This window comes from Pseudoxanthomonas sp. PXM01 (assembly GCF_014851815.1).
GTDB lineage: Bacteria > Pseudomonadota > Gammaproteobacteria > Xanthomonadales > Xanthomonadaceae > Pseudoxanthomonas_A.
Genome location: NZ_JACVAJ010000001.1, coordinates 705,882 through 729,513, shown reverse-complemented (window position 1 = coordinate 729,513; position 23,632 = coordinate 705,882). Strand labels below are relative to the sequence as shown.

Here is a 23,632-nt window from a genome sequence, read left to right as displayed (position 1 = left end):
TGGGCCAGGGCCCACCCTACGAGAGCTTCAAGATGACCACCCCCCACGACTCCAAAGACATCGTCCTCGCCTTCTCCGGCGGCCTCGACACCAGCTTCTGCGTGCCCTACCTGAAGGAACGCGGCTGGAACGTCCACACCGTGTTCGCCGACACCGGTGGTGTGGATGCCGAAGAGCGCACCTTCATCGAGCAGCGTGCCGCCGAATTGGGCGTGGCCAGCCACGTCACCGTCGACGGTGGTCCTGCGATCTGGGACGGCTTCGTCAAGCCGTTCGTGTGGGCGGGCGAGGGCTACCAGGGCCAGTACCCGCTGCTCGTGTCCGACCGCTACCTGATCGTCGACGCCGCGCTGAAGCGTGCCGCCGAGTTGGGCACCAATGCCATCGCGCACGGCTGCACCGGCATGGGCAACGACCAAGTCCGCTTCGACCTGGCCGTCAAGGCCAGTGGCGACTACCGCATCGTGGCGCCGATCCGCGAAATCCAGAAGGAACACACGCAGACCCGCGCTTACGAACAGGCGTATCTGGAAGAGCGCGGCTTCGGCGTGCGCGCCAAGCAGAAGAGCTACACGATCAACGAGAACCTGCTGGGCCTGACCATGTCCGGTGGCGAGATCGACAAGTGGGAAGCGCCCGGCGAAGGCGCGCGTGGCTGGTGCGCGCCGCGCGCCGAGTGGCCCGAAGCGCCGCTGCGGGTGACGATCGGCTTCAAGCACGGCGAAGCCGTCAGCCTGGACGGCCAGCCCGTCGCCGGCGCCGCGCTGCTGGCGAAGTTGAACGCTCTGTTCGCGCCGTACGGCGTGGGCCGTGGCGTGTATACCGGCGACACCGTGATCGGCCTGAAGGGCCGCATCGTGTTCGAGGCGCCGGGCCTGGTCTCGCTGCTGGCCGCGCACCGCGCGCTGGAAGAAACCGTGCTGACCAAGCAGCAGAACCGCTTCAAGCCCGAGGTCGCACGCAAGTGGGTGGAGCTGGTGTACGAAGGCTTCTACCACGATCCGCTGAAGGCCGACCTGGAAGCCTTCCTGCAGTCGTCGCAGTCCATCGTCAACGGCGAGGTGGTGCTGGAGACCCGCGGTGGCCGCGTCGACGCGGTGGCGGTGAAGTCGCCGCACATCCTCAACGCCAAGGGTGCGACGTACGCGCAGTCCGCCGACTGGGGCGTGGAGGAGGCGGAAGGCTTCATCAAGCTGTTCGGCATGAGCTCGACCCTGTGGGCCGAGATCAACCGCGGCTGATGCCGGCGATACGGATGGACGCCCTACATGACTGACCTGCTTGCCAGCACCCTGCGCCATCTCGACGCGCTGGTGTCGTTCGACACCCGCAATCCGCCGCGTGACATCGGCACAGACGGGATCTTCGACTACCTGCGCGCGCAGCTGCCGGATTTCCGCATCGAGGTGACCGACCACGGTGCGGGCGCGGTGTCGTTCTTCGCCGTGCGCGGCCAGCCGAAGCGGGTGTTCAACGTGCACCTGGACACGGTGCCGTCGTCGCCGGCGTGGAGCGCCAGCCCGCATGCGCTGCGGATCGAGGCCGATCGCGCGATCGGCCTGGGCGCCTGCGACATCAAGGGTGCAGCGGCGGCATTGGTCGCGGCCGCGCAGGTCACGCAGGGCGATGCCGCGTTCCTGTTCACCACCGACGAGGAAGCCAACGACGCACGCTGCATCGCCGCCTTCCTGGCACGCGACCATGGCTTCGGCGAGGCGATCATTGCCGAGCCGAGCCGCTGCGAAGCGGTGCTCGCGCACCGCGGCATCAGTGCCGTACGCATGGCGTTCAAGGGACAGGCGGGCCATGCCTCGGCCGAGAACGCGCTGTCGCTGAGCGCGCTGCACAACGCGATGCGCTGGGGCACGACCGCGCTGGATTTCGTGCAGGACCAGCATCATCTGCGTTTCGGCGGACTGACCGGGCTGCGCTTCAACATCGGCCGGGTCGAAGGCGGGATCAAGGCCAACATGATTGCGCCCAGCGCGGAAGTCCGTTTCGGCTTCCGTCCGCTGCCGTCGCAGGACATGGATCAGTTGCACGCCACCTTCCGCAGCTTCGCCAATGCCGATGCGCTGGCCGAGTACGAAGAGACCTTCCGCGGTCCGTCGTTGCCGTCCGGCGACATCGCCCGTGCGGAAGAGCGCCGCCTGGCAGCGCGAGACCTCGCGGACGAACTCGGGCTGCCGATCGGCAATGCGGTGGACTTCTGGACCGAGGCCTCGCTGTTCTCGGCCGCCGGCCTCACCGCCTTCGTCTACGGCCCGGGCGACATCGCGCAGGCGCATACGGCCGACGAATGGGTGTCGCTGGAGCAGTTGCAGCGGTACGCCGACAGCGTGGTCCGGATTCTGGAGTAACGACGCAGGGTGGCCCCAGGCCCGCCATGCGCAACGATGACGACGGTGGGCCAAGGCCCGCCCTACCAAGCAAGAAGACATGGAATCGAACAAGCAAACCCGTCAGACCATCATCAGGCTTCTGTCCAGCATGGGCAGCGCGAAGGAAATTTCGCAGTACGTCAAGCGCTTCTCGCAGCTGGACGCCAAGCGCTTCGCCGTGGTCAAGGTCGGCGGCGCGGTGCTGCGCGACGATCTGGAAGCGCTGACGTCCTCGCTGACCTTCCTGCAGGAAGTCGGCCTGACCCCGATCGTGGTACACGGCGCCGGTCCGCAACTGGATGAAGAGATGACGGCCGCCGGCATCACCAAGCAGACCGTCAACGGCCTGCGGGTGACCACGCCCGAGGTGCTGGCGATCGTGCGCAAGGTGTTCCTGCAACAGAACCTGGCGCTGGTCGAGGCGCTGCAGCAACTGGGTGCGCGCGCCACCTCCATCGTGTCGGGCGTGTTCGAGGCCGAGTACAAGGACCAGGCCACCTACGGGCTGGTCGGCGACGTCACCCGCATCAACCAGTCGCCGATCGAGGCCAGCCTGAAAGCGGGCTCCATCCCGGTGATCGCCAGCATGGGCGAGACCGTCGGCGGACAGATCCTCAACATCAACGCCGATTTCGCCGCCAACGAACTGGTGCAGGTGCTGCAGCCGTACAAGATCATCTTCCTGACCGGCACCGGTGGCCTGCTGGACGCGGAAGGACGCGTGATCGACTCGATCAACCTGTCGACCGAGTACGACGAGCTGATGTCGCAGCCGTGGATCAACGGCGGCATGCGGGTGAAGATCGAGCAGATCAAGGATCTGCTCGATCGCCTGCCGCTGACCTCGTCGGTGTCGATCACCAAGCCGGCCGAACTGGCCAAGGAACTGTTCACCCATCGCGGTTCCGGCACACTGGTGCGTCGCGGTGAGCGCGTGCTGCGTTTCCAGAACGGCTGGGAGGGCGTTGATTTGCCGCGTCTGAAGACGCTGATCGAATCCAGCTTCGGCCGCACGCTGCTGCCGGACTACTTCGAGCGCACCACGCCCTACCGCATCTACATCAGCGAGAACTACCGCACCGCGCTGATCCTGACGCAGGAAGAGGGCTTCGCCTACCTCGACAAGTTCGCGGTGCTCGACGACGCGCAGGGCGAAGGCCTGGGTCGCGCGGTCTGGCACGTGATGCGTGAAGAGAACCCGCAGCTGTTCTGGCGTTCGCGCCACAACAACCAGGTCAACATCTTCTACTACGCCGAGTCGGACGGCTGCTACAAGCAGGAGAAGTGGAAGGTATTCTGGTACGGCATCGAGGATTTTGGTGATATCGAGCGTTGCGTGGCCCATTGCCGCACGCGGCTGCCGACGCTGAAGGACTGACATGGCGACCGCCTCGCTTCCCGCTGCTTGGCAGCAGGTCCCCGTCCTGGCGGGTCGCCATGCGCGCCTGGAACCGATGTCGCGCGACCACGCCGAAGGCTTGCGTGCGGCACTGGCGGGCGACACGCTGGCTGCCTTGTGGTTCACCAGCGTACCGAAGGCCGACGAGGCGGCGAGCTACGTCGACGCAGTGCTGGCGGCGCAGACCGACGGCCGCGTGCTGCCGTTCGTGGTGCTGGATGCCGATGGCCGCGTCGTCGGCAGCACACGCTACTACGGGCTGGAAGCGGACGTGCCCAAGCTCAGCATCGGCTACACCTGGTATGCACCGGACGTCCAGCGGACCGGCGTCAATACCGAAACCAAGCTGTTGCTGTTGGCGCACGCCTTCGAAACGCTGGGCTGCATCAGCGTGGTGTTCGAGACCAGCTGGTTCAACCATCGCTCGCGCGCGGCCATCGCCCGCCTGGGCGCCAAGCAGGACGGCGTGTTGCGCAACCACAAGCGCCACGCCGACGGGTCGCCGCGCGATACCGTCGTCTTTTCCATCATCGACAGCGAATGGCCCGCGGTGAAACGCAACCTGCAGGCCCGGCTGGCGCAGCACGAACAGGAATCCCCATGAGCAGCAAAAAGACCGTCGGCATCGTCGGTGCCCGCGGCCATACCGGCGCGGAACTGATCCGCCTGATCGCCCGCCATCCGCAGCTGGAGCTGGCCTTCGTGTCTTCGCGCGAGCTCGTCGGGCAGAAGGTCAGCGACCATATCTCGGGCTTCGAGGGCGAACTGCGCTATGAGACCCTGAGCCATGATCAGGTCGGCGGCAAGGGCGCAGACGCGATCATCCTGGCACTGCCGAATGGCAAGGCGGCCGAACTGGTGGCGGCCATCGATGCGCAGGCGCCCGATACCGTCGTCGTCGATCTGTCGGCGGATTTTCGTTTCGACGAGCACTGGTACTACGGCCTGCCGGAACTGACCCGCAGGAAGTACGCGGGCCAGAAGCGCATCAGCAATCCCGGCTGCTACGCCACCGCGATGCAGCTGGCCATCGCGCCGCTGCTCGATCGCCTGGCCGGGCCGCCGCAGTGCTTCGGCGTGTCGGGCTATTCCGGTGCGGGCACGTCGCCGTCGGACAAGAACAACACCGAACTTCTGCGCGACAACCTGATGCCGTACGCGCTGACCGACCACATGCACGAGCGTGAAGTCAGCCGGCAGCTCGGCGTGCCGGTCGAGTTCATGCCGCATGTCGCGCCGCATTTCCGCGGCATCACGATGACGGTCAATCTCTGGCTGCAGCAGGCCATGAAGATCGACGACGTCCGTGCGCTGTACCGCGAACGCTACGCGGCCGAGCCGCTGATCCGCGTCCTCGACGAAGCGCCGTGGGTCAGTCGGATCGCCGGCGAGCACGGCGTCGAGATCGGTGGCTTCACGCTGGCACCGGGTGGCAAGCGGCTGGTCGTGGTCGCCACGCTGGACAACCTGCTCAAGGGCGCGGCGACGCAGGCGATGCAGAACCTCAATCTCGCTTTCGGCTTCGACGAGCTGGAGAGCATTCCGCAGGAGACGACGGCATGAGCGACCTGTTGTGGCAGAAGCCCGGCGTGGCGGTGGACGCGGAGATCCAGCGCTTCCTGGCCGGCGACGACGTGGTGCTGGACCGCGAGTTCTTCCTGCACGACATCCAGGCCAGCGCTGCGCATGCCGAAGGCCTGCAGCGCAGCGGCATCCTGTCGGGCGACGAACTCGCCGGCCTGAAGCGCGAACTGGCGGTGCTGGCAGAGGATTTCCGCCGCGGCGACTTCGTGCTCGACGAACGCTTCGAGGACGGCCACTCCGCCATCGAGGCACGTCTGACCGAGCGCCTCGGCGATGCCGGCCGCAAGATCCACACCGGGCGCAGCCGCAACGACCAGATCCTGGTCGCCACGCGCCTGTGGCTGAAGGAAAAGCTGGCGCGCGTGGCCGTGCTGTCGCGCGAGATCGCCAAGGTCGCGCTTGACCGTGCGCAGGCCGAACGCGACCTGCCGATCCCCGGCTACACGCACATCCAGCGGGCGGTGGTGTCGTCGGCCGGCATGTGGTGGGCGGGCTGGGCCGAAGCCTTCATCGACAACACCACACGCGCCCGCGACACGTTGCGGCTGGTCGACACCAATCCGCTGGGTACCGCCGCCGGTTATGGCGTCAACCTCAAACTGGACCGCGAGCACACCACGGCCGCGCTCGGCTTCGCGCGCATGCAGGTCAGCCCCATCTACGCGCAGCTGTCGCGCGGCAAGTTCGAGCTGGCCGCACTGGAAGCCCTCGGCGCCGCCACGCTGGACCTGCGGCGTATCGCGTGGGACCTGTCGCTGTTCACCAGCGCCGAGTTCGGCTTTGTCTCGTTGCCGGCGCAGTACACCACCGGCAGTTCGATCATGCCGAACAAGCGCAATCCCGATGTCATCGAGCTGATGCGCGCGACCCACGCCAGCGTGTCCGCCTCACGCAGCGAGATCGAGCAGCTGCTGTCGCTGCCGTCGGGTTACCACCGCGACCTGCAGGCCAGCAAGGGCGCGATCTTCCACGGCTTCGGCCGCGGCCTGCCGGCGCTGGAACTGCTGCCGGCGCTGCTGGCGAACCTGGGCTGGCGCGAAGAAAAACTGCGGGCCGCGATCGATTCCGGCATGTACGCCACCGACGTCGCGGTCGAAGCGGCGGTCACGGGCGTGCCATTCCGCGAAGCCTACAAGGCCGCGGCCGCGTCGGCCGACAGCGCAGGGCTGGGACGTACGCCGGAAGGCAGCCTTGCCGCGCGCGTCTCGCCCGGCGCGGCGGCCGATCTGCGTCTGGACGAACTGCTCGCCCGCTGGGACGCCCTGTGACGCGCTACCTCGTCATGGCAATGCGTCGGCCGTCGTTCGATGACGCCGTCATCGCCCCGCATCTCGCGTTCCTTGACGAGTTGCGCGCCACCGGACAGCTGGAGATGACCGGCGGCTTCAGCGACAAGAGTGGCGGCGCCTACGTGCTGGTCAACGTGGCATCGCTGGAGGAAGCGCGGGCGATCGCGGCGCGCGATCCCCTCGCGCTGACCGGAACGTCCGACCTCACCGTCTACGAATGGAACACACGCTGAGCTGACCCCATGACCCACGCCGCGCCGCTGCCGTTCTCCGAACAACCGTTGCCGGCCTGGCGTCGCGCCGTGCTCAAGGTCGGCAGCAGCCTGCTGGCGGCCGATGGCGAGGGGCTCAGCCCGCGCCACGCGCTGAACCTGGCGCAGTTCGTGTCGTCCAGCACCGCCGCCGGGCGCGAGGTGGTGATCGTGTCGTCCGGTGCGGTCGCGGCCGGGCGCGGGCTGCTGCATCGCAAGCCGCAGGCCGGTGTGGCGATGGCGGAGCGGCAGGCGTTGGCGGCACTTGGGCAGGCGCAGCTGATCGCGCTATGGCAGCGGTTCTTCGATCGTCCCGTGGCGCAGGTACTGCTGACCCACGACGATCTGCGCAACCGTCGTCGCTACCTCAACGCGCGCGCGACACTGCAGGAACTGCTGGCGCTGGGTGCGCTGCCGGTGGTCAACGAGAACGACACCGTGTCCGTCGATGAACTCAAGCTCGGCGACAACGACAACCTCGCCGCGGTCGTTGCGGCCCTGATAGACGCCGATGCGCTGTTCATCGCCACTGACATCGACGGCTTCTACACCGCCAATCCGCGCACGCATGCCGATGCGCGCCCGATCCTGGATGTCGAGGCGCTGACGCCGGAATTCTTCGCGATGGCGGGCGGCGCCGGCAGCGGCGTCGGTACCGGCGGCATGCATACCAAGCTGGAAGCGGCGGCCAAGGCGGCGGCAGCCGGCATCGAGACCTTCCTGTTCAACGGCACGCAGGCGGCGACCGTCTCCACGCTGGCGCGCGGCGCGCTGCTCGGTACGCGCTTCCGGCCCGCGCAGAACCGGCTGGCCGCGCGCAAGTACTGGCTTCGCAACGTGCCCGTCGAATCCGGGGCCATCGTGGTCGATGCCGGTGCGGCGAGTGCGATGGGCCAGAAGGGCGCGTCGCTGCTGCCCGGTGGCGTGACCACGGCGGAAGGCGATTTCCGCCGTGGCGACATGATCGAGCTGGTGCTGCGCGACGAAGGCGGCGACCGCCGCATCGCGCGTGGTGTCAGCCAGTACTCGGCGGTCGACATCCGCCGCATCGCGCGCCGCCACTCGCGCGACATCGAAGGCATCCTCGGTTACACCTACGGCGAGAACGTCGTCCATCGCGACGACCTGGTCCTGGTGTGAGCACGCAGACGGGAACCCCATGACCGGCCAGATCACCCAGCAAGCCCTGCAATGCCGCGACGCGGCCCATGCCATCGCGTCCTTGCCCACCGAGGCGAAGAATGCGCTGCTGCGGGCGATGGCGGATGCATTGCTGGCCGACGAGGCGGAGATCCTGACAGCCAACGCGAAGGACATCGAGGCGGCCGCGGCCAAAGGCATCGGTAGCGCCATGCTGGATCGCTTGCGCCTGGACAGCGCCCGGCTGCAAGGTATCGCCGCTGCCGTGCGCGAAGTGGCGGAACTGCCGGATCCGGTCGGGCAGGTGACCCGTGCCTACGACCGTCCGAATGGTATCCACGTCGAACGCGTGCGGGTGCCGCTGGGCGTGATCGCGATGATCTACGAGGCGCGCCCGAACGTCACCGCGGACGCGGCGGCGCTGTGCCTGAAGGCGGGCAACGCGGTGATCCTTCGCGGCGGGTCGGAAGCGATCCATTCCAACACCGCCATCGCAGCGTCGTTGAAGCGGGCCCTGCGCGAGGCCGGGTTGCCTGAGGCGGTGCTGACGCTGGTCGAGGACCTGCGCCGCGAGACCATCCTGGAACTGATCCAGCTCAGCGACATCGTTGACCTGGTGATTCCGCGCGGTGGTGAGGGACTGATCCGCTTCGTCGCCGAACACGCCCGCGTGCCGGTCATCAAGCACTACAAGGGTGTCTGCCACCAGTACGTGGATGCGGGCGCGGACGAGGACCTGGCGCTGGCCCTGCTGCTGGACGGCAAGGTGTCGCGTCCTTCGGCCTGCAACTCGCTGGAGACGCTGTTGGTCCATCGGGATATCGCGCCGACCTTCCTGCCGCGTGCGGCCGAGGCGCTGCGTGCGCGCGGCGTCGAGGTCCGGGCGGATACGGCGGCCAAAGCGCTGATGCCGGGTGCGGTCGTCGCAACGGACGAGGATTTCGCCGCCGAGTTCCTCGACCTGGTGATCGCGGTCGGCGTGGTGGACGACCTGGATGCCGCTATCACCCACATCCGCCGTTATACGTCCGACCACACCGAGGTGATCGTCACTCGCGATCCCGTCCATGCGGAGAAATTTCTTAACGCACTGCGGTCAGCCGTGGTGATGGTCAACGCCTCATCGCGGTTCTCGGATGGCGGCGAGTTGGGGCTGGGTGCGGAAATCGGCATTTCCACCACGCGACTCCATTCGTACGGACCGATGGGGTTGGAGGCGCTGACGGTGGAACGGTTCGTGGTGCGTGGGGAGGGGCAGGTGCGGCATCCGGACGTGCTGCGCTCGGCCTAGCGCGTCAAGCCCTCGACTGGCCGCATGCCAAGGCATCCGGCATCGCGCGCCTGCACCGGACTGCCTACGCTCCGCGGACCTGCCTTCCGCGGAATCGATCATGCGCATGCTCTCTTTCGCCGTCCTGCTGTCGACTGTCGGTGCGTGGGTCCCCGCGTCCGCAGGCGATGCGCAACCGTTCGCACCCGGCGTCATATCCACGGCCTACAACGAGACAAGTGCGACGTTCTCGCCCGATGGGCGCGAAATGTACTTCATGCGCGGGGATCTAGTGTCCAGCAGGAATGCCATCCTGTCCGCCCGGCGCAAGGACGACGGAAGCTACGGTGACGTGCGGCTGGCGCCGTTCTCCGGCACCTGGAACGACTCCGAGCCGCACGTGTCGCCTGATGGCCGGCGCTTGTACTTCGTCTCCAACCGGCCGGTGCACCCCGGCGGCGAGAGTCTGGTTGCGAAGCGTGGGCGCATGGCCTTCCCTGGCGCCAACCTCTGGTATGTCGAGCGCAAAGGAGATGGCTGGGGCGAGCCGGTGCATATCGGCGGCGAGATCGCGCGCGTGCCGATGGTCTACAACCCGTCGGTGGCGGCGAACGGGAACCTCTACTTCTCGGCGCATCGCGAGGATGCGGGTGCGGGCTTCCAGGTCTACAAGGTGACGCCGGAGGGCGAGGGCTGGTCGGCACCGGTGCAGGTGGCGCTGGGCAAGGGCGTGCAGGCCAATCATATGGATCCGGCAATCGATCCGCGCGAGCGCTTCATGCTGTTCGCCGGCGACGAAGGCGACTCGGCCGGCGCCGCCGACATCTACATCGTCTTCCGCAGTGCCGCCGGTGGCTGGGACGTACCGATCCGCTTGCCCGGCGAGGTGAACAGCCGTTTCCTTGAAAATGCGCCGTCGTTGGGCCGCGCCTTCGGCGAGATCTACGTGACCAGCATGCGTCCGGCGCCGTCGCACTTCCCGCGTGAGGACAACGACCTCGCTGCGCTGAACCGTCATTTGGATGCGGCCTTGAATGGCTCGCGGAACCTGTGGCGGTTCGACATCTCCGCGCTGTTGCGCGAGCACGGGATCCACGACTGACGCCGTCGAAGCCCCGCGTCCACGCATGAAAAAAGCCGGCACAAGGCCGGCTTTGATCAGTTGGTCGGGGAGACAGGATTCGAACCTGCGACCTCTACGTCCCGAACGTAGCGCTCTACCAGACTGAGCTACACCCCGACTGAGCGCGAAATTATAGGGGGGTGAACCGGCCCGGGCAAGCCCCCGGAAAGATCCTCTGACGAAAGTTGGGCGGACGGGCTGCGAAAGGCTGCGGCGGATACGCCAACGAAAGTAAAATGCGCCGTTCACGAAAGCCGGAGTTCCCCTTGATCAAGCCCCGTACCCCGCCTGGCGTCATGGAGCTGCTCCCGCGCGAGCAGATCGCGTTCCAGCGCATGCTGGACACCATCCGCCGGAACTACGAGCGCTTCGGCTTCCTGCCCGTGGAGACCCCGGTCTTCGAACTGTCCGAGACCCTGCTGACCAAGTCCGGCGGCGAGACCGAACGGCAGGTCTACTTCGTCCAGTCCACCGGCGCCCTGGCCAAGGAAGGCGAAGGCCTGCCCGAACTGGCCCTGCGCTTCGACCTGACCGTGCCGCTGGCCCGCTACGTGGCCGAGCACGAACACGAACTGACCTTCCCGTTCCGCCGCTACCAGATCCAGCGCGTCTACCGCGGCGAGCGCGCCCAGCGCGGCCGCTTCCGTGAGTTCTACCAGTGCGACATCGACGTTATCGGCAAGGACGCGCTGAGCGTGCGCTTCGACGCCGAGATCCTGGCGGTGATCCACGCGGTCTTCAGTGAACTGGGCATCGGCGCCTTCACCATCCAGCTGAACAACCGCAAGCTGATGCGCGGCTTCTTCGAAGCACAGGGCGTAACCGACGGCGAGCAGCAGGCACTGGTATTGCGCGAAGTCGACAAGCTGGACAAGCGCGGCGCCGATTACGTGCGCGAGACGCTGACCGGCGAAGGCTTCGGCATGTCGGCCGAGGGCGTCGACCGCATCCTCGATTTTGTCGCCGTGCGCAGCAACGGCCATGCCGATGCGCTGGCCAAGCTCGACGCGCTGGGGCAGGGCAGCGACACCTTCAACCAGGGCATCGCGGAGCTGCGCGAAGTGCTGGAGCTGGTCAAGGCGCTGGGCGTGTCCGAGGATGCGTACTGCCTGAATTTCTCCATCGCTCGCGGCCTGGACTACTACACCGGCACCGTCTACGAGACCCAGCTGGACGGCTACCCGCAGATCGGCTCGATCTGTTCCGGCGGCCGTTACGAAGACCTCGCCAGCCACTACACCAAGTCCAAGCTGCCCGGCGTGGGCATCTCGATCGGTCTGACCCGCCTGTTCTGGCAGCTGCGCGAGGCCGGCCTGATCGCCGGCAGCGACGAGAGCAGCGTGCAGGCCATGGTGGCCCTGATGGATGACGGGCAGCTGGCCGGCTCGCTCGACATCGCGCGTCGTCTGCGCGCGGCGGGCATCAATACCGAAGTGCAGATGGAGAGCCGCAAGCTGGCCAAGCAGTTCCAGTACGCCTCGCGTGCCGGCATCCGCTTCGTGGTGCTGGCGGGCGAAGACGAACTCGCCCGCGGCGTGGTGACGGTCAAGGACCTGCAGCGCGAACAGCAGTTCGAAGTGACGCGCGAGGAACTGGCCAGCAGCCTGAAGGTCGAGCTGGAACAGGCGCGCGCACTGGCGGGGCGCTGACATGAAGCCGATCCTGCTGGATGGCAAATCGCTGACCCGCGACAAGCTGGTCGAGATCGCGTTCGGTGCCAGCGTCGAGCTGGACAAGGGCGCGCTGAAGGCGGTCGCGCGCGCCGCCGACTTCCTGGCGGAACAGGTCCGTCGCGAAGAGCCGATCTACGGCGTCTCCACCGGCTTCGGCAGCAATGCCGACAAGCTGCTCGGCGCGCATCCGCTGCGCGACGAACTGCCGGGCGCGGTGAAGTCGGGACGTTCGCTGCACGAGGAACTGCAGTACAACCTGATCGTCACGCACGCCGTGTGCGTCGGCGAGCCGATGGCGCCGGAGATTGTCCGTGCCATGCTCGGCATCCGCATCAATACGCTGCTGAAGGGCCACTCCGGTATCCGCGTAGAAACGCTGCAGGCGCTGGCGGCGATGCTCAATGCCGGCATCGTGCCGGTGGTGCCGTCGCTGGGTTCGGTCGGCGCCTCGGGCGACCTGGCACCGCTGTCGCACCTGGCCATCGTGCTGCTGGGCGGCGGCGAAGCGTTCTACGAAGGCGAGCGCATCGCCGGTGCCGACGCGCTGAAGCGCGCGGGCCTGTCGCCGGTCAGCCTGTCGTACAAGGAAGGCCTGGCGCTCAACAACGGCACCGCGCAGATGCTGGCGATGGGCGTGCTGGCGACCTACCGGCTGGACCAGCTGCTGGATACCGCCGATCTCGCCGCCGCGATGACCATCGATGCGTTCGCTGGCCGCCTGGGCGCCTTCGCCGAGGAAGTGCATGCACTGCGCCCGCATCCGGGCCAGGTGCATGTCGCCGGCCGCCTGCGCGAGCTGCTCGACGGCTCGACGCTGGCCGACATCCCGTATCACCTGGTGCCTAGGTTCCGCCCGTGGCTGCCACGCAGCTGGGATACCGCCGAAGCACAGGCGTTGCGCTTCGACATCGGCTGGGACTGGGTGCCGACCGACCAGCGCCACGGCCGCGAGAAGTTCTACCTGCGTTTCATGCCGTTCCGCGGCGGCAAGAAGCACCAGCCGCAGGACAGCTATTCGCTGCGCTGCATCCCGCAGGTGCACGGCGCCGTGCGCGATGCGGTCGAGCAGGCCCGACGCGTGCTGGAGATCGAGCTCAACGCGGTCACCGACAATCCGCTGGTGTTCCCGGACAAGCAGGCCGAGCACGTCGAAGAACAGGTGATCTCGGCCGGCCACTTCCACGGCATGCCGCTGGCGCTGGCGATGAGCTACGTGAAGGCGGCCATCCCGACGCTGGCGTCGATCTCCGAGCGCCGCCTCAATAAACTCGTCGATCCGTCGACCAACGACGGCCTGCCGGCGTTCCTGATCGGCAACGAGGACGGCACCGAGTCGGGCCACATGATCGTGCAGTACTCCGCGGCGGCCATCGTCAACGACCTGGCCAGTCGCGCGCATCCGGCCAGCGTGTTCTCGGTGCCGACCAGTGCGAATGCGGAAGACCATGTGTCGATGGGCGCCAACGAGGCGCGCCACGTGCTCGCGATGGTGCAGGACCTGGGCAAGGTGCTGGCACTGGAGCTTTATACCGCCGCGCAGGCGCTGGACCTGCGCCGCGACATGATCAACGCGGCCCGCGCCCTGTCGGACCGCACCGATGCCGAAGGCCTGGCCGTGAAGGTGGCGGGTGGCCCGCAGGTGGGTGCGGAGGGGCGCGAGGAATTCCTGCACGAAGTCGAGGCGCTGCGTGCGGCGTTGGCATCCAGTGAAGCGTTCCATCCCGGCCACGCCGTCGCGGCTGCACATGCGGCGATCCGCGCGAAGATCCCGTTCCTCGACCGCGATCGTGCGCTGGATGGCGAAGTCGCCACCGCGGTGCGTCTGGTGGAATCGGGCGAGATCCTTGCCGCGGTCCGCAATCGCTGATCCGCAGGGGAAAGTAGGTGTGGGAGCGACGTAAGTCGCGAGCTTCTAAAGCTATCGCGACTTACGTCGCTCCCACACCCAACATCCCGAGTTCTACAAAGTCCGCACGCAATCCCGCCCTTCGGCCTTGGCGGCATACAGCGCCTGGTCGGCCACCTGCAGCGCCGACTCCAGGCTGTCGCGGGCTTCCAGATCGACGCAGTGCACGCCGATGCTGGCGGACACGGCGATCTCGAGATCGCCGCTGCGGCACGGTTGCGCACGCAGCGCCTGGCGCAGTTCCTCGGCTACCACGCTGGCCTCGCCCAGGCTCATGCCGGGCAGGGCGGCGATGAACTCCTCGCCACCGAATCGCGCCAGCAGCGCGCCATGCGGTCGTAGCGTCTCGGCCAGCGTATTCGAGGTGCAGCGCAGGCAGTCGTCGCCCACGAGGTGGCCGTAGGTGTCGTTGATGCGCTTGAAGTGGTCCAGGTCGATCATCAGCAGCGAGATCGGTCGCTGCGAGTTGCGCGACTGCGACAGCAGGTGCTCGAAGGCCTCGCGGAAATGCGTGCGGTTGTAGAGGTCGGTCAGGCCATCGAGGCGGCTGGACTCGCGCAGCCGGTGATGCGCGCTCTCCAGTTCCGACATCGCCTGGCGCAGTTCGCCGGTCCGCTCGATGACCTGCGCCTCCAGCGAGTTTTTCGCGTCGCGCACGATGCGTTCGTTCTCGTTGCGCAGGGCGGCGTAGCGGTAGCCCAGCGCCACCGATAGCAGCAGCATCTCCAGCGCCGAACCGATCTGCACGCCGTACTCGGTGATGAAGGTCTTCGGCAGCAGGCCGAACGCCAGTGCCACGAAGATGCCGGTGCCCAGCAGGAACATCGCCCACGCCAGCAGGAACACCTTGGCGGGCCGGTAGCCGGTACGCACCACCATCAGCGTGATGACGGCGATCCACACGATACTGGGGAACACTGCCGCCGAGGCGATCGGCGTGGCCACGTGGTACGGCAGCTGCGTGGCGGCGATGCCCAGCAGCACGAAGAACGCGATGATCCCCTTGCTGATGCGGTCGCCCAGCCGCCATCGCGTGTTGAGGTCGAGGAAGGTGCGCGAGAACTGCTGCATGCCGATCTGCGCCAGGCAGACCGAGAGCGGCACCGACTTGTCCGCCAGCCAGGTGGAATGCGGCCACAGGTACTCGAAGCCCAGGCCGTTGAGGGTGAACAGCACCAGCCCGAAGGCGCTGATGTGGAACAGGTACCAGAAGTAGCTGCCGTCGCGCAGCACCAGCCACAGCACCAGGTTGTAGAAGAACAGCGCCAGCAGGATGCCGTAGTAGATGCCGATGCCCAGCTGGCCGTCGCGCGACAGCTCCGCAAAGGCGGCGGGCGTGTACAGGAACAGCGGCACCTGCATCGAACTCTGGCTCTGCACGCGCACCAGCAGGTCGACTTCTTCGCCGGTCGGCAGGTCGAGCCAGAAATTGGGGTGGCGGTAGCGGATGCTGCGCTGTTCGAACGGGAAAGCGTCGCCGCCAGCGTGGTGCACGATGCGCCCGTCCGAATAGCGGGCATACACGTCGATGTGGTCGCTCAGCGCGTACTGCTGGACCAGCAGCCAGCGTTGCTCACGCGGGTTCTCGTTGGTCACGCGGACGTGGAACCAGAACGCGCCGGTCTGGAATCCGAAGGAGGCATCGCCATTGGGTAGCGGGTCGAAGCGGCCGTCGTCGAGCAGGCGGTGCGCCTGGTCCAGCGTCGCCGCGCCGCCGGTGTCGTGCAGGTAGGTCGTCTGCGGCGCGAGGGGCAGGTAGGTGGTGTCGCGGGTGATGCGCGCCGGGGTCTCGGCGGCCACCAGCAGCGGCGCGAGGACAAGCAGCAGGAACCAGCCTGCCAGCCCGTGGCGCGCGAATCGCGAGTTGCGTGATGGCGGCATACCCGTCCCCCCCGGGGTGCCCGGCAGGCGGTCGGTATTCCCGGTCCGGCGTTCAGGCGTCCTTGGCAGTGTACTCATCGTCCGTGTCCGCTCCAGTCCATCGCGGGTCCCCGTCCTGTCCTGCCCAAGACAACGCAATCGACGCGTGTATCCAGACAACAGGCGGGTTGACGCTCTGCAACAATCCAATTAATGTACTAGCGCATTAATACATTGAAACGAGCCCCCGGTCCATGAAACGCCGTTCCGCCAACGAAGACATCGCGTCCGCCTCCGGCCCGCTGCAGGCGCTGGCCGAGGCGCTGGCCGCGCTGGAGCAGGCGGGCGAGGTGCGGGCCTTCCTGGAAGACCTGTGTACGCCGGCCGAACTGGAAGCCATGTCCGACCGCTGGCGGGTGGTGCCTCTGCTGCTGAAGGGCGTGCCCTACCGCGAGATCCACGACCTGACCCAGGTCAGCGTGACCACCATCGGCCGCGTCGCCCGCACGCTGGAGCGGGGGGCCGGTGGCTATGCCGCCGCCGTCCAGCGCCAGCAGGCCGCGACAGCCTCCGCTTCCCACTGAGTTCTCCCATGAGTCCCTCCCCGACCCCCGCGACGCGCGAGCGCCTGCGTATCGCCATCCAGAAGAGTGGGCGGCTGGCCGAGCCGGCGCGCACGCTGTTGGCCGCCTGCGGCCTGAGCTGGCGCGAAAGCCGCGACAAGTTGTTCTGCTACGGCGAATCCCTGCCCGTGGACCTGCTGCTGGTCCGCGACGACGACATCCCCGGCCTGATTGCCGACGGCGTCTGCGACTTCGGCATCGTCGGCCGCAACGAGCTGGACGAGCAGGCGGGCGAGCGCGCCCTCAACGGTCTGCCGCAGGCCTACCGCGAACTGCGTCCACTGGGCTTCGGCAGCTGCCGGCTGATGCTGGCGGTGCCCGACAGCTGGGAGTGGACGGGCCCGCAGCAACTGCAGGGCCTGCGCATCGCCACCAGCTATCCGTCGATCCTGCGCCAGTGGCTGCAGGCGCGCGGTATCGACGCCGCGGTGGTCGAACTGTCCGGCTCGGTGGAGATCGCGCCGAAGCTGGGTACCGCGGACCTCATCTGCGATCTGGTCTCCAGCGGCGCCACGCTGGCCGCCAACCAGCTGAAGCCGGTGGAGACGCTGCTGGACAGTGAAGCCGTGCTGGCCGGACCGGCGCGCGAATTCGACGATGCCCGTGCCGGCTTGGCCGACATGCTGCTGCGTCGCCTGGACGGCGTGTTGAAGTTGAAGGACAGCAAGCTGCTGATGTTCCGCGCCGAGCGCGACACCGTGCCAGCGCTGTCGCGCCTGCTGGGCGACAGCGACGGCCTGATTACCCTGCCGGGCGGCGACGAAGGTCCGCTGTCGCTGCAGGCGATGTGCCACGGCACGGTCACCTGGCAACGGCTGGAGGAACTGCAGCGCGCCGGTGCCCAGGGCCTGATGGTGCTATCGGTCGAGAGGTCGCTGGCATGAGCGTTTCTCCCGCGCCCGTCTACGACTGGAATGCGCTGGACGACGCGGCACGTACGGCGCTGCTGGCGCGCCCGGTGCAGACCGTGGCGCAGCGCACGCGCGAGGCCGTGGCAGGCCTGCTGGCCGATGTGCAGGCACGCGGCGATGCGGCGTTGCGCGAGGTCACCGCGCGCTTCGATGGCGTGGAGCTCGCCACGTTCGAAGTCAGCGAAGAAGAGTTCGCTGCCGCACACACCGCCGTGCCCGCCGAGCTGCGCCAGGCGATGCAAGAGGCCGCGGACCGCATCGAAGCGTTCCACCGTGCCGGCATGGCGCAACCGTATGTCGTGGAAACGGCGCCTGGCGTGATCTGCGAGCGGATGATCCGGCCGATTCCCCGCGTGGGCCTGTACGTCCCAGCCGGCAGCGCACCGTTGCCGTCGACCGCGCTGATGCTGGGTGTTCCGTCGCGCCTGGCGGGTTGCCGCGAGGTCGTGCTATGCACGCCGCCACGCAAAGACGGCACGGCGGATCCGGCGGTACTGGTCGCCGCGCAGCTGACGGGTGTGCGCCGCGTGTTCAAGCTGGGCGGTGCGCAGGCGATCGCCGCGATGGCCTTCGGCACCGACAGCGTGCCGGCCTGCGACAAGCTGTTCGGCCCAGGCAACAGCTACGTGACCGAAGCCAAGCAGCAGGTCGCGCAGGCAGGCGCGGCGGCCATCGACATGCCTGCCGGTCCTTCCGAAGTGCTGGTGATCGCCGATGCCGGCGCGGATGCGGCGTTCGTTGCCGCAGACCTGCTGTCGCAGGCCGAACACGGTCCGGATTCGCAGGTGTTGCTGCTGTCCGACGACGCCGGCCTGATCGAACGGGTGCAGGCCGAACTCATCAAGCAACTCGCCACGCTGGACCGTGCGGAGATCGCGCGACAGGCGCTGTCGGCGTCGCGGCTGGTCAAGGTCGCTTCGCTGGATGACGCCTTCGCCATCAGCAACCGCTATGCGCCGGAGCACCTGATCGTGGCGCTGCGCGAGCCGCGTGCCTGGCTCGACAAGGTGGAAGCGGCCGGTTCGGTCTTCCTCGGCGACTACACGCCGGAAGCATTGGGTGATTACTGCAGTGGCACCAATCACGTGCTGCCCACCAGCGGCGCGGCGCGTGCCTACAGCGGAGTCAGCGTGGCCAGTTTCCAGAATTTCGTCAGCGTACAGTCGGCCAGCCGTGCAGGCATCACGGCCATCGGCGACTGCGCACTGACGCTGGCGCGTGCCGAAGGCTTGGACGCGCACGCCAACGCGGTTGCGCTGCGCCTGCGCAAGGCGGCCGCATGAGCGATGTACTGTCTCTGGTCCGTCCTGACCTGCGCGGCTTCGCCGGTTACAAGTCCGCGCGCAGCGAGGCGCTGCGGGGCGATGTCTGGTTGAACGCCAACGAGTCTGCGTGGGCGAATCCTGCGGACGGGCAGGGCCGTAGCCGTCGCTATCCCGATCCGCAGCCGCCGGCGTTGCGTGCGCGGCTGGCGCAGATCTATGGCGTTTCGCCGGAGCAGCTGCTGGTCGGCCGCGGCAGCGACGAAGCAATCGACCTGCTGGTACGTGCGTTGTGCGTGCCGGGGCAGGACGCCATCGTGGTCACGCCGCCGGTGTTCGGCATGTATGCGGTCTGCGCGCGCCTGCAGGGAGCGCCGATCATCGAAGTGCCGCTGCTGGACGGCGACACGGGCCTGGTCGCTGACCTCGATGCCATCCGCGAAGCGGCACTGGGGCAGGGCGCGAAGCTGGTGTTCCTGTGCTCGCCGTCCAACCCTGCCGGCTCCGCGATTCCGCTCGACGCCATCGCTGCGCTGGCCCAGGCGCTGGAAGGCGAGGCGCTGGTCGTCGTGGACGAGGCTTATGCCGAGTTCGCCGACAGTGCCTCCGCGACCACGCTGCTGGCAATGCATGCCAATGTTGCGGTGCTGCGCACGCTGTCCAAGGCGCATGCTCTGGCAGCTGCGCGTATCGGCGTCGTGATCGGCGACGCCGATCTGATCGCGGTGCTGCAACGCTGCCAGGCACCGTATCCGGTGCCGACCCCGTGCGCCGACCTCGCGTTGGAGGGGCTGTCGGATGTCGCACTGGCGCTGACCAGCGAGCGCGTCGCGCTGGTGCGTAGCGAGCGCGAGCGCCTGCGCATCGCACTCGAGACGGCCGCCGGTGTCCGGCGTGTTTACGCCTCGCAGGGCAACTACTTACTGGCGCGCTTCGATGATGCCGAAGGCGCTTTCCGCGCACTTTTGGCGGCAGGTGTGGTAGTGCGCGACCAGCGCGCCGCGCCGCAGCTGGGCGATGCCCTGCGTATCACCATCGGGTCGCCGGCCCAGAACGACCGCGTCATCGCGGCCCTCAACGCCCAGGAGCAGGCCGCGTGACGCCCATCCTCTTCATCGACCGTGACGGCACCCTGATCGAGGAGCCCGAGGACTTCCAGATCGATGCGTACGAGAAGGTGCGCTTTGTGGCCGGTGTGATCCCGGCGCTGCTCAAGTTGCGCGATGCCGGCTACCAGTTCGTCATCGTCAGCAACCAGGACGGCCTGGGCAGCGAGCAGTACCCGCGCGCCAGCTTCGACGGGCCGCAGGCGCTGATGATGCAAGTGTTCGAAAGCCAGGGCATCCGCTTCCGCGACGTGCTGATCGACGAAAGCTGGCCGCACGAGAACAAGCCCACGCGTAAGCCCGGCATCGGCCTGATGGTGCCGTACCTGCAGGACCGCAGCATCGACTGGGCGCGTTCGGGCATGGTCGGCGACCGTCCGACCGATATCCAGTTCGCCGACAACCTGAAGATCCGCGGTTTCCAGCTGAGGACCGCGCAATTCGGTGGCGAATGGGACTGGGCCGGCATCGCGCATGAATTGGCGGATGCGCCGCGTCGCGCCATCGTCCAGCGCAACACCAAGGAAACGAAGATCCGCGTCGAAGTGGACCTCGATCGCGTTGCCGAACCGGTCGCGAAGACGGGCCTGCCGTTCTTCGATCACATGCTCGAACAGATCGGCAAGCACGGCGGTTTCGCACTGGACGTGCGCGCCGACGGCGACCTGCACATCGATGAACACCATACCGTCGAGGATACCGGCCTCGCGCTGGGCCAGGCGCTGAAGGAAGCGCTGGGCGACAAGCGCGGCATCGGTCGTTATGGCTTCACCCTGCCGATGGACGAGACGCTGGCCAGCGCGGCACTCGACTTCAGCGGGCGGCCTTACTTCGTCTTCAATGGCGAGTTCAAGCGCGAGCGCGTCGGTGACCTGCCGACCGAACTGGTGCCGCACTTCTTCCGATCCCTCTGCGATGCGTCAGGCCTGAACCTCAACCTGAAGGTCGAAGGCGACAACGACCACCACAAGGTCGAGGCCAGCTTCAAGGCGCTGGCACGCGCATTGCGCCAAGCCGTGAAGCGCGAAGGTGCGGAACTGCCGTCGACCAAGGGCGCGTTGTGATGAGGGTGGTCCTGGTCGACGCCGGTGGTTCCAACATCGGATCGGTGCGCTATGCGCTGCAGCGCCTGGGCGTCGAGGCGGAACTGACCGGTGACGCCGACACCATCCGTGCGGCGGACAGGGTCATCCTGCCCGGCGTGGGTGCCGCGGCGGTCTGCATGGCACGGTTGAAGGATCTCGACCTCGTCGAGGTGCTGCGTACCCTGGACAAGCCGCTGCTCGGCGTGTGTGTCGGCGTTCAACTGCTGTTCGCTCATTCCGAAGAGGACGATACCGCATGCCTCGGTCTGCTCCCCGGGCGCGTCCGCAAGCTGGCCACAGCGCCCGGTATCCGCGTGCCGCACATGGGCTGGAACACGCTGCGCCGCCGCCGCGAGGCGTCGTTGCTGGAAGGCATCGCGGATGGCGACCATGCCTACTTCGTCCACAGCTACGCGGCGCCGGTCGACGACGACTGCCTGTGCAGCAGTGAACATGGCCAGCGCTTCGCCGCCGTCGTGCAGCGGGGCAATGTCGCGGGTGCGCAGTTCCATCCCGAGCGCTCTGGCGCCGTGGGCGCGCGCCTGCTGAAGAATTTCATCGAGTACGGATTGCAATGACCGGTTTCACCGTTTATCCCGCCATCGACGTGCGCGAAGGCCGCGTCGTTCGCCTGGCGCAGGGCGACTATGCCCGCGAAACGCGCTACGAGGGCGAGCCGTTGGACGTGGCACTGCGTTACGCCGTGCAGGGCGCCGAATGGCTTCACCTCGTCGATCTGGATGCCGCACGCGCCGGTGGCTACACACTGGCAGCGCTGTTGGCTGACATCGCGCACCACACGCCGCTGAAAGTGCAGACCGGTGGCGGCGTGCGGAAGCGTGATGATGTGGCGCGTATTTTCGATGCCGGTGCGGATCGCGTGGTCATTGGCTCGCTGTCCGTGCGTGAGCCCGAGACCGTACTGGAGTGGCTGGCCGAGTTCGGTAGTGATCGCATCACCGTTGCGCTGGACACGCGCCGCGACGACGCGGGGGTCTGGCGCCTGCCGGTGCATGGCTGGACCGAGACGGCGTCCGAAACGCTCGACGAGCTCGCGACACGCTACGCCGCCGCCGGCCTGCGCCACCTGCTGTGCACGGACATCGCGCGCGACGGGATGCTGACCGGTCCCAATCTGGATCTGTACGCCCACCTGCGGGCAACCGTCCCGACGCTTGCCGTGCAAGCATCGGGCGGCGTCAGTGCGCTCGCCGATGTCAATGGAGCACGCGACGCGGGCTGCATGGGGATCGTGCTCGGGCGTGCGTTGCTGGAAGGCCGCTTCACGCTGCCGGAGGCCCTGGCGTGCTGAGCCGGCGCATCATTCCATGCCTGGACGTGCGCGAAGGCCGCGTCGTGAAGGGCGTGAAGTTCCGGGACCATGTCGACATGGGCGACATCGCCGACCTGGCGCTGCGCTACCGCGACCAGGGCGCCGACGAGCTGGTGTTCTACGACATCAGCGCCAGCCCGGAGGGCCGGTCGGTCGACTACGCATGGATCGAACGGGTGTCGCGCCTGCTCGACATCCCGTTCTGCGTGGCCGGTGGCATCCGCGATGTCGAGACCGCCCGGCGCGTGCTCTACAGCGGCGCCGACAAGGTGTCGGTCAACACGCCGGCGCTGGAACGCCCCGCGCTCATCGGCGAGCTGGCCGAGGCCTTCGGTGTGCAATGCGTGGTCGTAGGCGTGGACTCGATCCTCGAGACGGACGGCGAGTGGCGGGTTCGCCGCTATACCGGTGACCCGACGAAGATGCAGGGTGCGGGCCTTCGCACCCTGGACTGGGTGGTGCAGGCGCAGCGATTGGGTGCCGGCGAGATCGTGCTGAACTGCATGGATCAGGACGGCGTGCGACGCGGATACGATCTGGTGCAGCTCGCGGAAGTGCGTGCTGTGTGCGACGTACCCTTGATCGCGTCCGGCGGCGCAGGCGACGTGGCGCATTTCATCGACGTGTTCGAACAGGCCGATGTCGACGGTGCATTGGCCGCCAGCGTTTTCCACAGTGGCCATATCGCGATCCCTGCGTTGAAGGATGTATTGGCCGGACAAGGCATCGAGGTGCGACGTGGCAACTGAGGACGTGCAAGGAGAGGTCGATCCGGCGACGCTCGACTGGACCAAGGGTGATGGTCTGCTGCCGGTGGTCGTGCAGGACGCGTCGAACCTGCGTGTGCTGATGCTGGGCTATATGGATCGCGAGGCGCTGGACGCCACGCTGGCGAGCCGCCGTGTGACCTTCTTCAGCCGCAGCAAGCAGCGCCTGTGGACCAAGGGCGAAAGCTCGGGCCATGTGCTGGAACTGGTGTCGGTCGATGTCGACTGCGATAGCGACACGCTGCTTGTGCTCGCGCACCCGCAAGGACCAACCTGCCATCTGCAGCGCGCCAGTTGTTTCCCGTCTGCGCCTTCGGCGTTCCTGACCGACTTGGACGCGCTGGTCGCACAGCGCGAGCGCGAGCGGCCCGCCGACAGCTACACCACGCGCCTGTTCGAGTCCGGTGTCCGTCGTATCGCGCAGAAAGTCGGCGAGGAGGGCGTGGAAGCCGCCCTGGCAGCCGTGGCGCAGGACGAGGCCGCACTGCTCGGTGAGAGCGCCGACCTGCTGTATCACCTGACCGTGCTGCTGCGAGCGCGCGGGTTGTCGTTGGCCGATGCCATCGAGGTCCTGCGCGCGCGCCACGCATCTCCGTGACGCAGCCTTGGTTGCTGTAGGAGCGACGTAAGTTGCGACCGCACGACTGAGATGCCGCGAGTACGCTCAGC

At 67.5% G+C, this 23,632-nt stretch carries 22 protein-coding genes and 1 tRNA gene; 21 read left to right on the top strand and 2 right to left on the bottom strand.

Annotation, left to right across the window (positions count from 1 at the left end; genetic code table 11):
* Positions 1-32: 32 nt before the first annotated feature.
* The 10 genes from IB230_RS03300 (at position 33) to IB230_RS03255 (ending at position 10,416) form a co-directional block, all read left to right on the top strand.
* On the top strand, positions 33-1,241 hold the full coding sequence (locus IB230_RS03300; RefSeq protein ID WP_192268707.1) for an argininosuccinate synthase: 1,209 nt from the start codon (positions 33-35) through the stop codon (positions 1,239-1,241).
* A 27-nt stretch (positions 1,242-1,268) separates the two neighbouring features.
* Positions 1,269-2,360 carry an acetylornithine deacetylase gene (locus IB230_RS03295; protein ID WP_192268705.1) on the top strand — a complete coding sequence of 364 codons (1,092 nt, stop codon included), beginning with the start codon at positions 1,269-1,271 and terminating at the stop codon, positions 2,358-2,360.
* A 79-nt stretch (positions 2,361-2,439) separates the two neighbouring features.
* On the top strand, positions 2,440-3,759 hold the full coding sequence (locus tag IB230_RS03290) for an acetylglutamate kinase (protein WP_192268703.1): 1,320 nt from the start codon (positions 2,440-2,442) through the stop codon (positions 3,757-3,759).
* Between the two features lies 1 nt (position 3,760).
* Entirely contained in the window at positions 3,761-4,384 is a 624-nt protein-coding gene (locus tag IB230_RS03285) for a GNAT family protein (RefSeq protein WP_192268701.1), read from the top strand.
* Positions 4,381-5,343 (top strand): N-acetyl-gamma-glutamyl-phosphate reductase, encoded by a 963-nt coding sequence (argC, locus tag IB230_RS03280; RefSeq protein WP_192268699.1) that lies wholly within the window; start codon positions 4,381-4,383, stop codon positions 5,341-5,343. The genes IB230_RS03285 and argC overlap by 4 nt, the downstream gene beginning before the upstream one ends.
* Positions 5,340-6,632, top strand: coding sequence for an argininosuccinate lyase (gene argH / locus IB230_RS03275; RefSeq protein ID WP_192268697.1), 1,293 nt, complete (start codon positions 5,340-5,342; stop codon positions 6,630-6,632). The genes argC and argH overlap by 4 nt, the downstream gene beginning before the upstream one ends.
* Positions 6,633-6,646: 14 nt before the next feature.
* A complete protein-coding gene (locus IB230_RS03270; RefSeq protein ID WP_192268695.1) occupies positions 6,647-6,886 on the top strand; it encodes a YciI family protein in 240 nt (79 codons plus the stop codon).
* Positions 6,887-6,895: 9 nt separating this feature from the next.
* Positions 6,896-8,044 carry a glutamate 5-kinase gene (proB, locus tag IB230_RS03265; protein WP_192268693.1) on the top strand — a complete coding sequence of 383 codons (1,149 nt, stop codon included), beginning with the start codon at positions 6,896-6,898 and terminating at the stop codon, positions 8,042-8,044.
* A 19-nt stretch (positions 8,045-8,063) separates the two neighbouring features.
* Positions 8,064-9,335: a glutamate-5-semialdehyde dehydrogenase gene (locus tag IB230_RS03260; protein ID WP_192268691.1), complete on the top strand. Its 1,272-nt coding sequence runs from the start codon at positions 8,064-8,066 to the stop codon at positions 9,333-9,335.
* A gap of 100 nt (positions 9,336-9,435) precedes the next feature.
* The gene (locus tag IB230_RS03255) at positions 9,436-10,416 is read left to right on the top strand and encodes a PD40 domain-containing protein (protein ID WP_192268689.1); all 981 of its coding nucleotides are present in this window, start codon (positions 9,436-9,438) and stop codon (positions 10,414-10,416) included.
* A 61-nt stretch (positions 10,417-10,477) separates the two neighbouring features.
* Here IB230_RS03255 and IB230_RS03250 read toward each other — a convergent pair.
* A tRNA-Pro gene (locus IB230_RS03250) sits at positions 10,478-10,554 on the bottom strand.
* 149 nt (positions 10,555-10,703) lie between these two features.
* Between IB230_RS03250 and hisS the strand changes: the two genes are divergently transcribed.
* Positions 10,704-12,086 carry a histidine--tRNA ligase gene (hisS, locus tag IB230_RS03245; RefSeq protein WP_192268687.1) on the top strand — a complete coding sequence of 461 codons (1,383 nt, stop codon included), beginning with the start codon at positions 10,704-10,706 and terminating at the stop codon, positions 12,084-12,086.
* Between the two features lies 1 nt (position 12,087).
* Entirely contained in the window at positions 12,088-13,977 is a 1,890-nt protein-coding gene (locus tag IB230_RS03240) for an aromatic amino acid ammonia-lyase (protein ID WP_192268685.1), read from the top strand.
* Between the two features lie 93 nt (positions 13,978-14,070).
* Here IB230_RS03240 and IB230_RS03235 read toward each other — a convergent pair whose 3' ends face one another.
* Positions 14,071-15,897 (bottom strand): diguanylate cyclase, encoded by a 1,827-nt coding sequence (locus IB230_RS03235; RefSeq protein ID WP_192268683.1) that lies wholly within the window; start codon positions 15,895-15,897, stop codon positions 14,071-14,073.
* Positions 15,898-16,130: 233 nt separating this feature from the next.
* On the opposite strand from IB230_RS03235, the gene IB230_RS03230 reads away from it, so the two are divergent.
* Genes IB230_RS03230 through hisIE form a run of 9 tightly spaced genes read left to right on the top strand, consistent with a single transcriptional unit; the run spans position 16,131 to position 23,561 of the window.
* Positions 16,131-16,460, top strand: a complete 330-nt coding sequence (locus tag IB230_RS03230) for a YerC/YecD family TrpR-related protein (RefSeq protein ID WP_192268681.1) — start codon at positions 16,131-16,133, stop codon at positions 16,458-16,460.
* Positions 16,461-16,468: 8 nt separating this feature from the next.
* Positions 16,469-17,383: an ATP phosphoribosyltransferase gene (hisG, locus tag IB230_RS03225; protein WP_192268679.1), complete on the top strand. Its 915-nt coding sequence runs from the start codon at positions 16,469-16,471 to the stop codon at positions 17,381-17,383.
* On the top strand, positions 17,380-18,693 hold the full coding sequence (gene hisD, locus IB230_RS03220) for a histidinol dehydrogenase (protein WP_192268677.1): 1,314 nt from the start codon (positions 17,380-17,382) through the stop codon (positions 18,691-18,693). The genes hisG and hisD overlap by 4 nt, the downstream gene beginning before the upstream one ends.
* Positions 18,690-19,772 carry a histidinol-phosphate transaminase gene (gene hisC, locus IB230_RS03215; RefSeq protein ID WP_192268675.1) on the top strand — a complete coding sequence of 361 codons (1,083 nt, stop codon included), beginning with the start codon at positions 18,690-18,692 and terminating at the stop codon, positions 19,770-19,772. Before hisD ends, hisC begins: the two co-directional genes overlap by 4 nt.
* Complete coding sequence (gene hisB, locus IB230_RS03210) at positions 19,769-20,842, top strand: bifunctional histidinol-phosphatase/imidazoleglycerol-phosphate dehydratase HisB (RefSeq protein ID WP_192268673.1); 1,074 nt, start codon at positions 19,769-19,771, stop codon at positions 20,840-20,842. The genes hisC and hisB overlap by 4 nt, the downstream gene beginning before the upstream one ends.
* Positions 20,842-21,441: an imidazole glycerol phosphate synthase subunit HisH gene (hisH, locus tag IB230_RS03205; RefSeq protein WP_192268671.1), complete on the top strand. Its 600-nt coding sequence runs from the start codon at positions 20,842-20,844 to the stop codon at positions 21,439-21,441. The genes hisB and hisH overlap by 1 nt, the downstream gene beginning before the upstream one ends.
* Positions 21,438-22,175: a 1-(5-phosphoribosyl)-5-[(5-phosphoribosylamino)methylideneamino]imidazole-4-carboxamide isomerase gene (gene hisA / locus IB230_RS03200; RefSeq protein ID WP_192268669.1), complete on the top strand. Its 738-nt coding sequence runs from the start codon at positions 21,438-21,440 to the stop codon at positions 22,173-22,175. Before hisH ends, hisA begins: the two co-directional genes overlap by 4 nt.
* Positions 22,169-22,945 carry an imidazole glycerol phosphate synthase subunit HisF gene (gene hisF, locus IB230_RS03195; RefSeq protein WP_192268667.1) on the top strand — a complete coding sequence of 259 codons (777 nt, stop codon included), beginning with the start codon at positions 22,169-22,171 and terminating at the stop codon, positions 22,943-22,945. The genes hisA and hisF overlap by 7 nt, the downstream gene beginning before the upstream one ends.
* Complete coding sequence (gene hisIE, locus IB230_RS03190) at positions 22,935-23,561, top strand: bifunctional phosphoribosyl-AMP cyclohydrolase/phosphoribosyl-ATP diphosphatase HisIE (protein ID WP_343227245.1); 627 nt, start codon at positions 22,935-22,937, stop codon at positions 23,559-23,561. Before hisF ends, hisIE begins: the two co-directional genes overlap by 11 nt.
* The last annotated feature ends 71 nt before the right edge of the window (positions 23,562-23,632 follow it).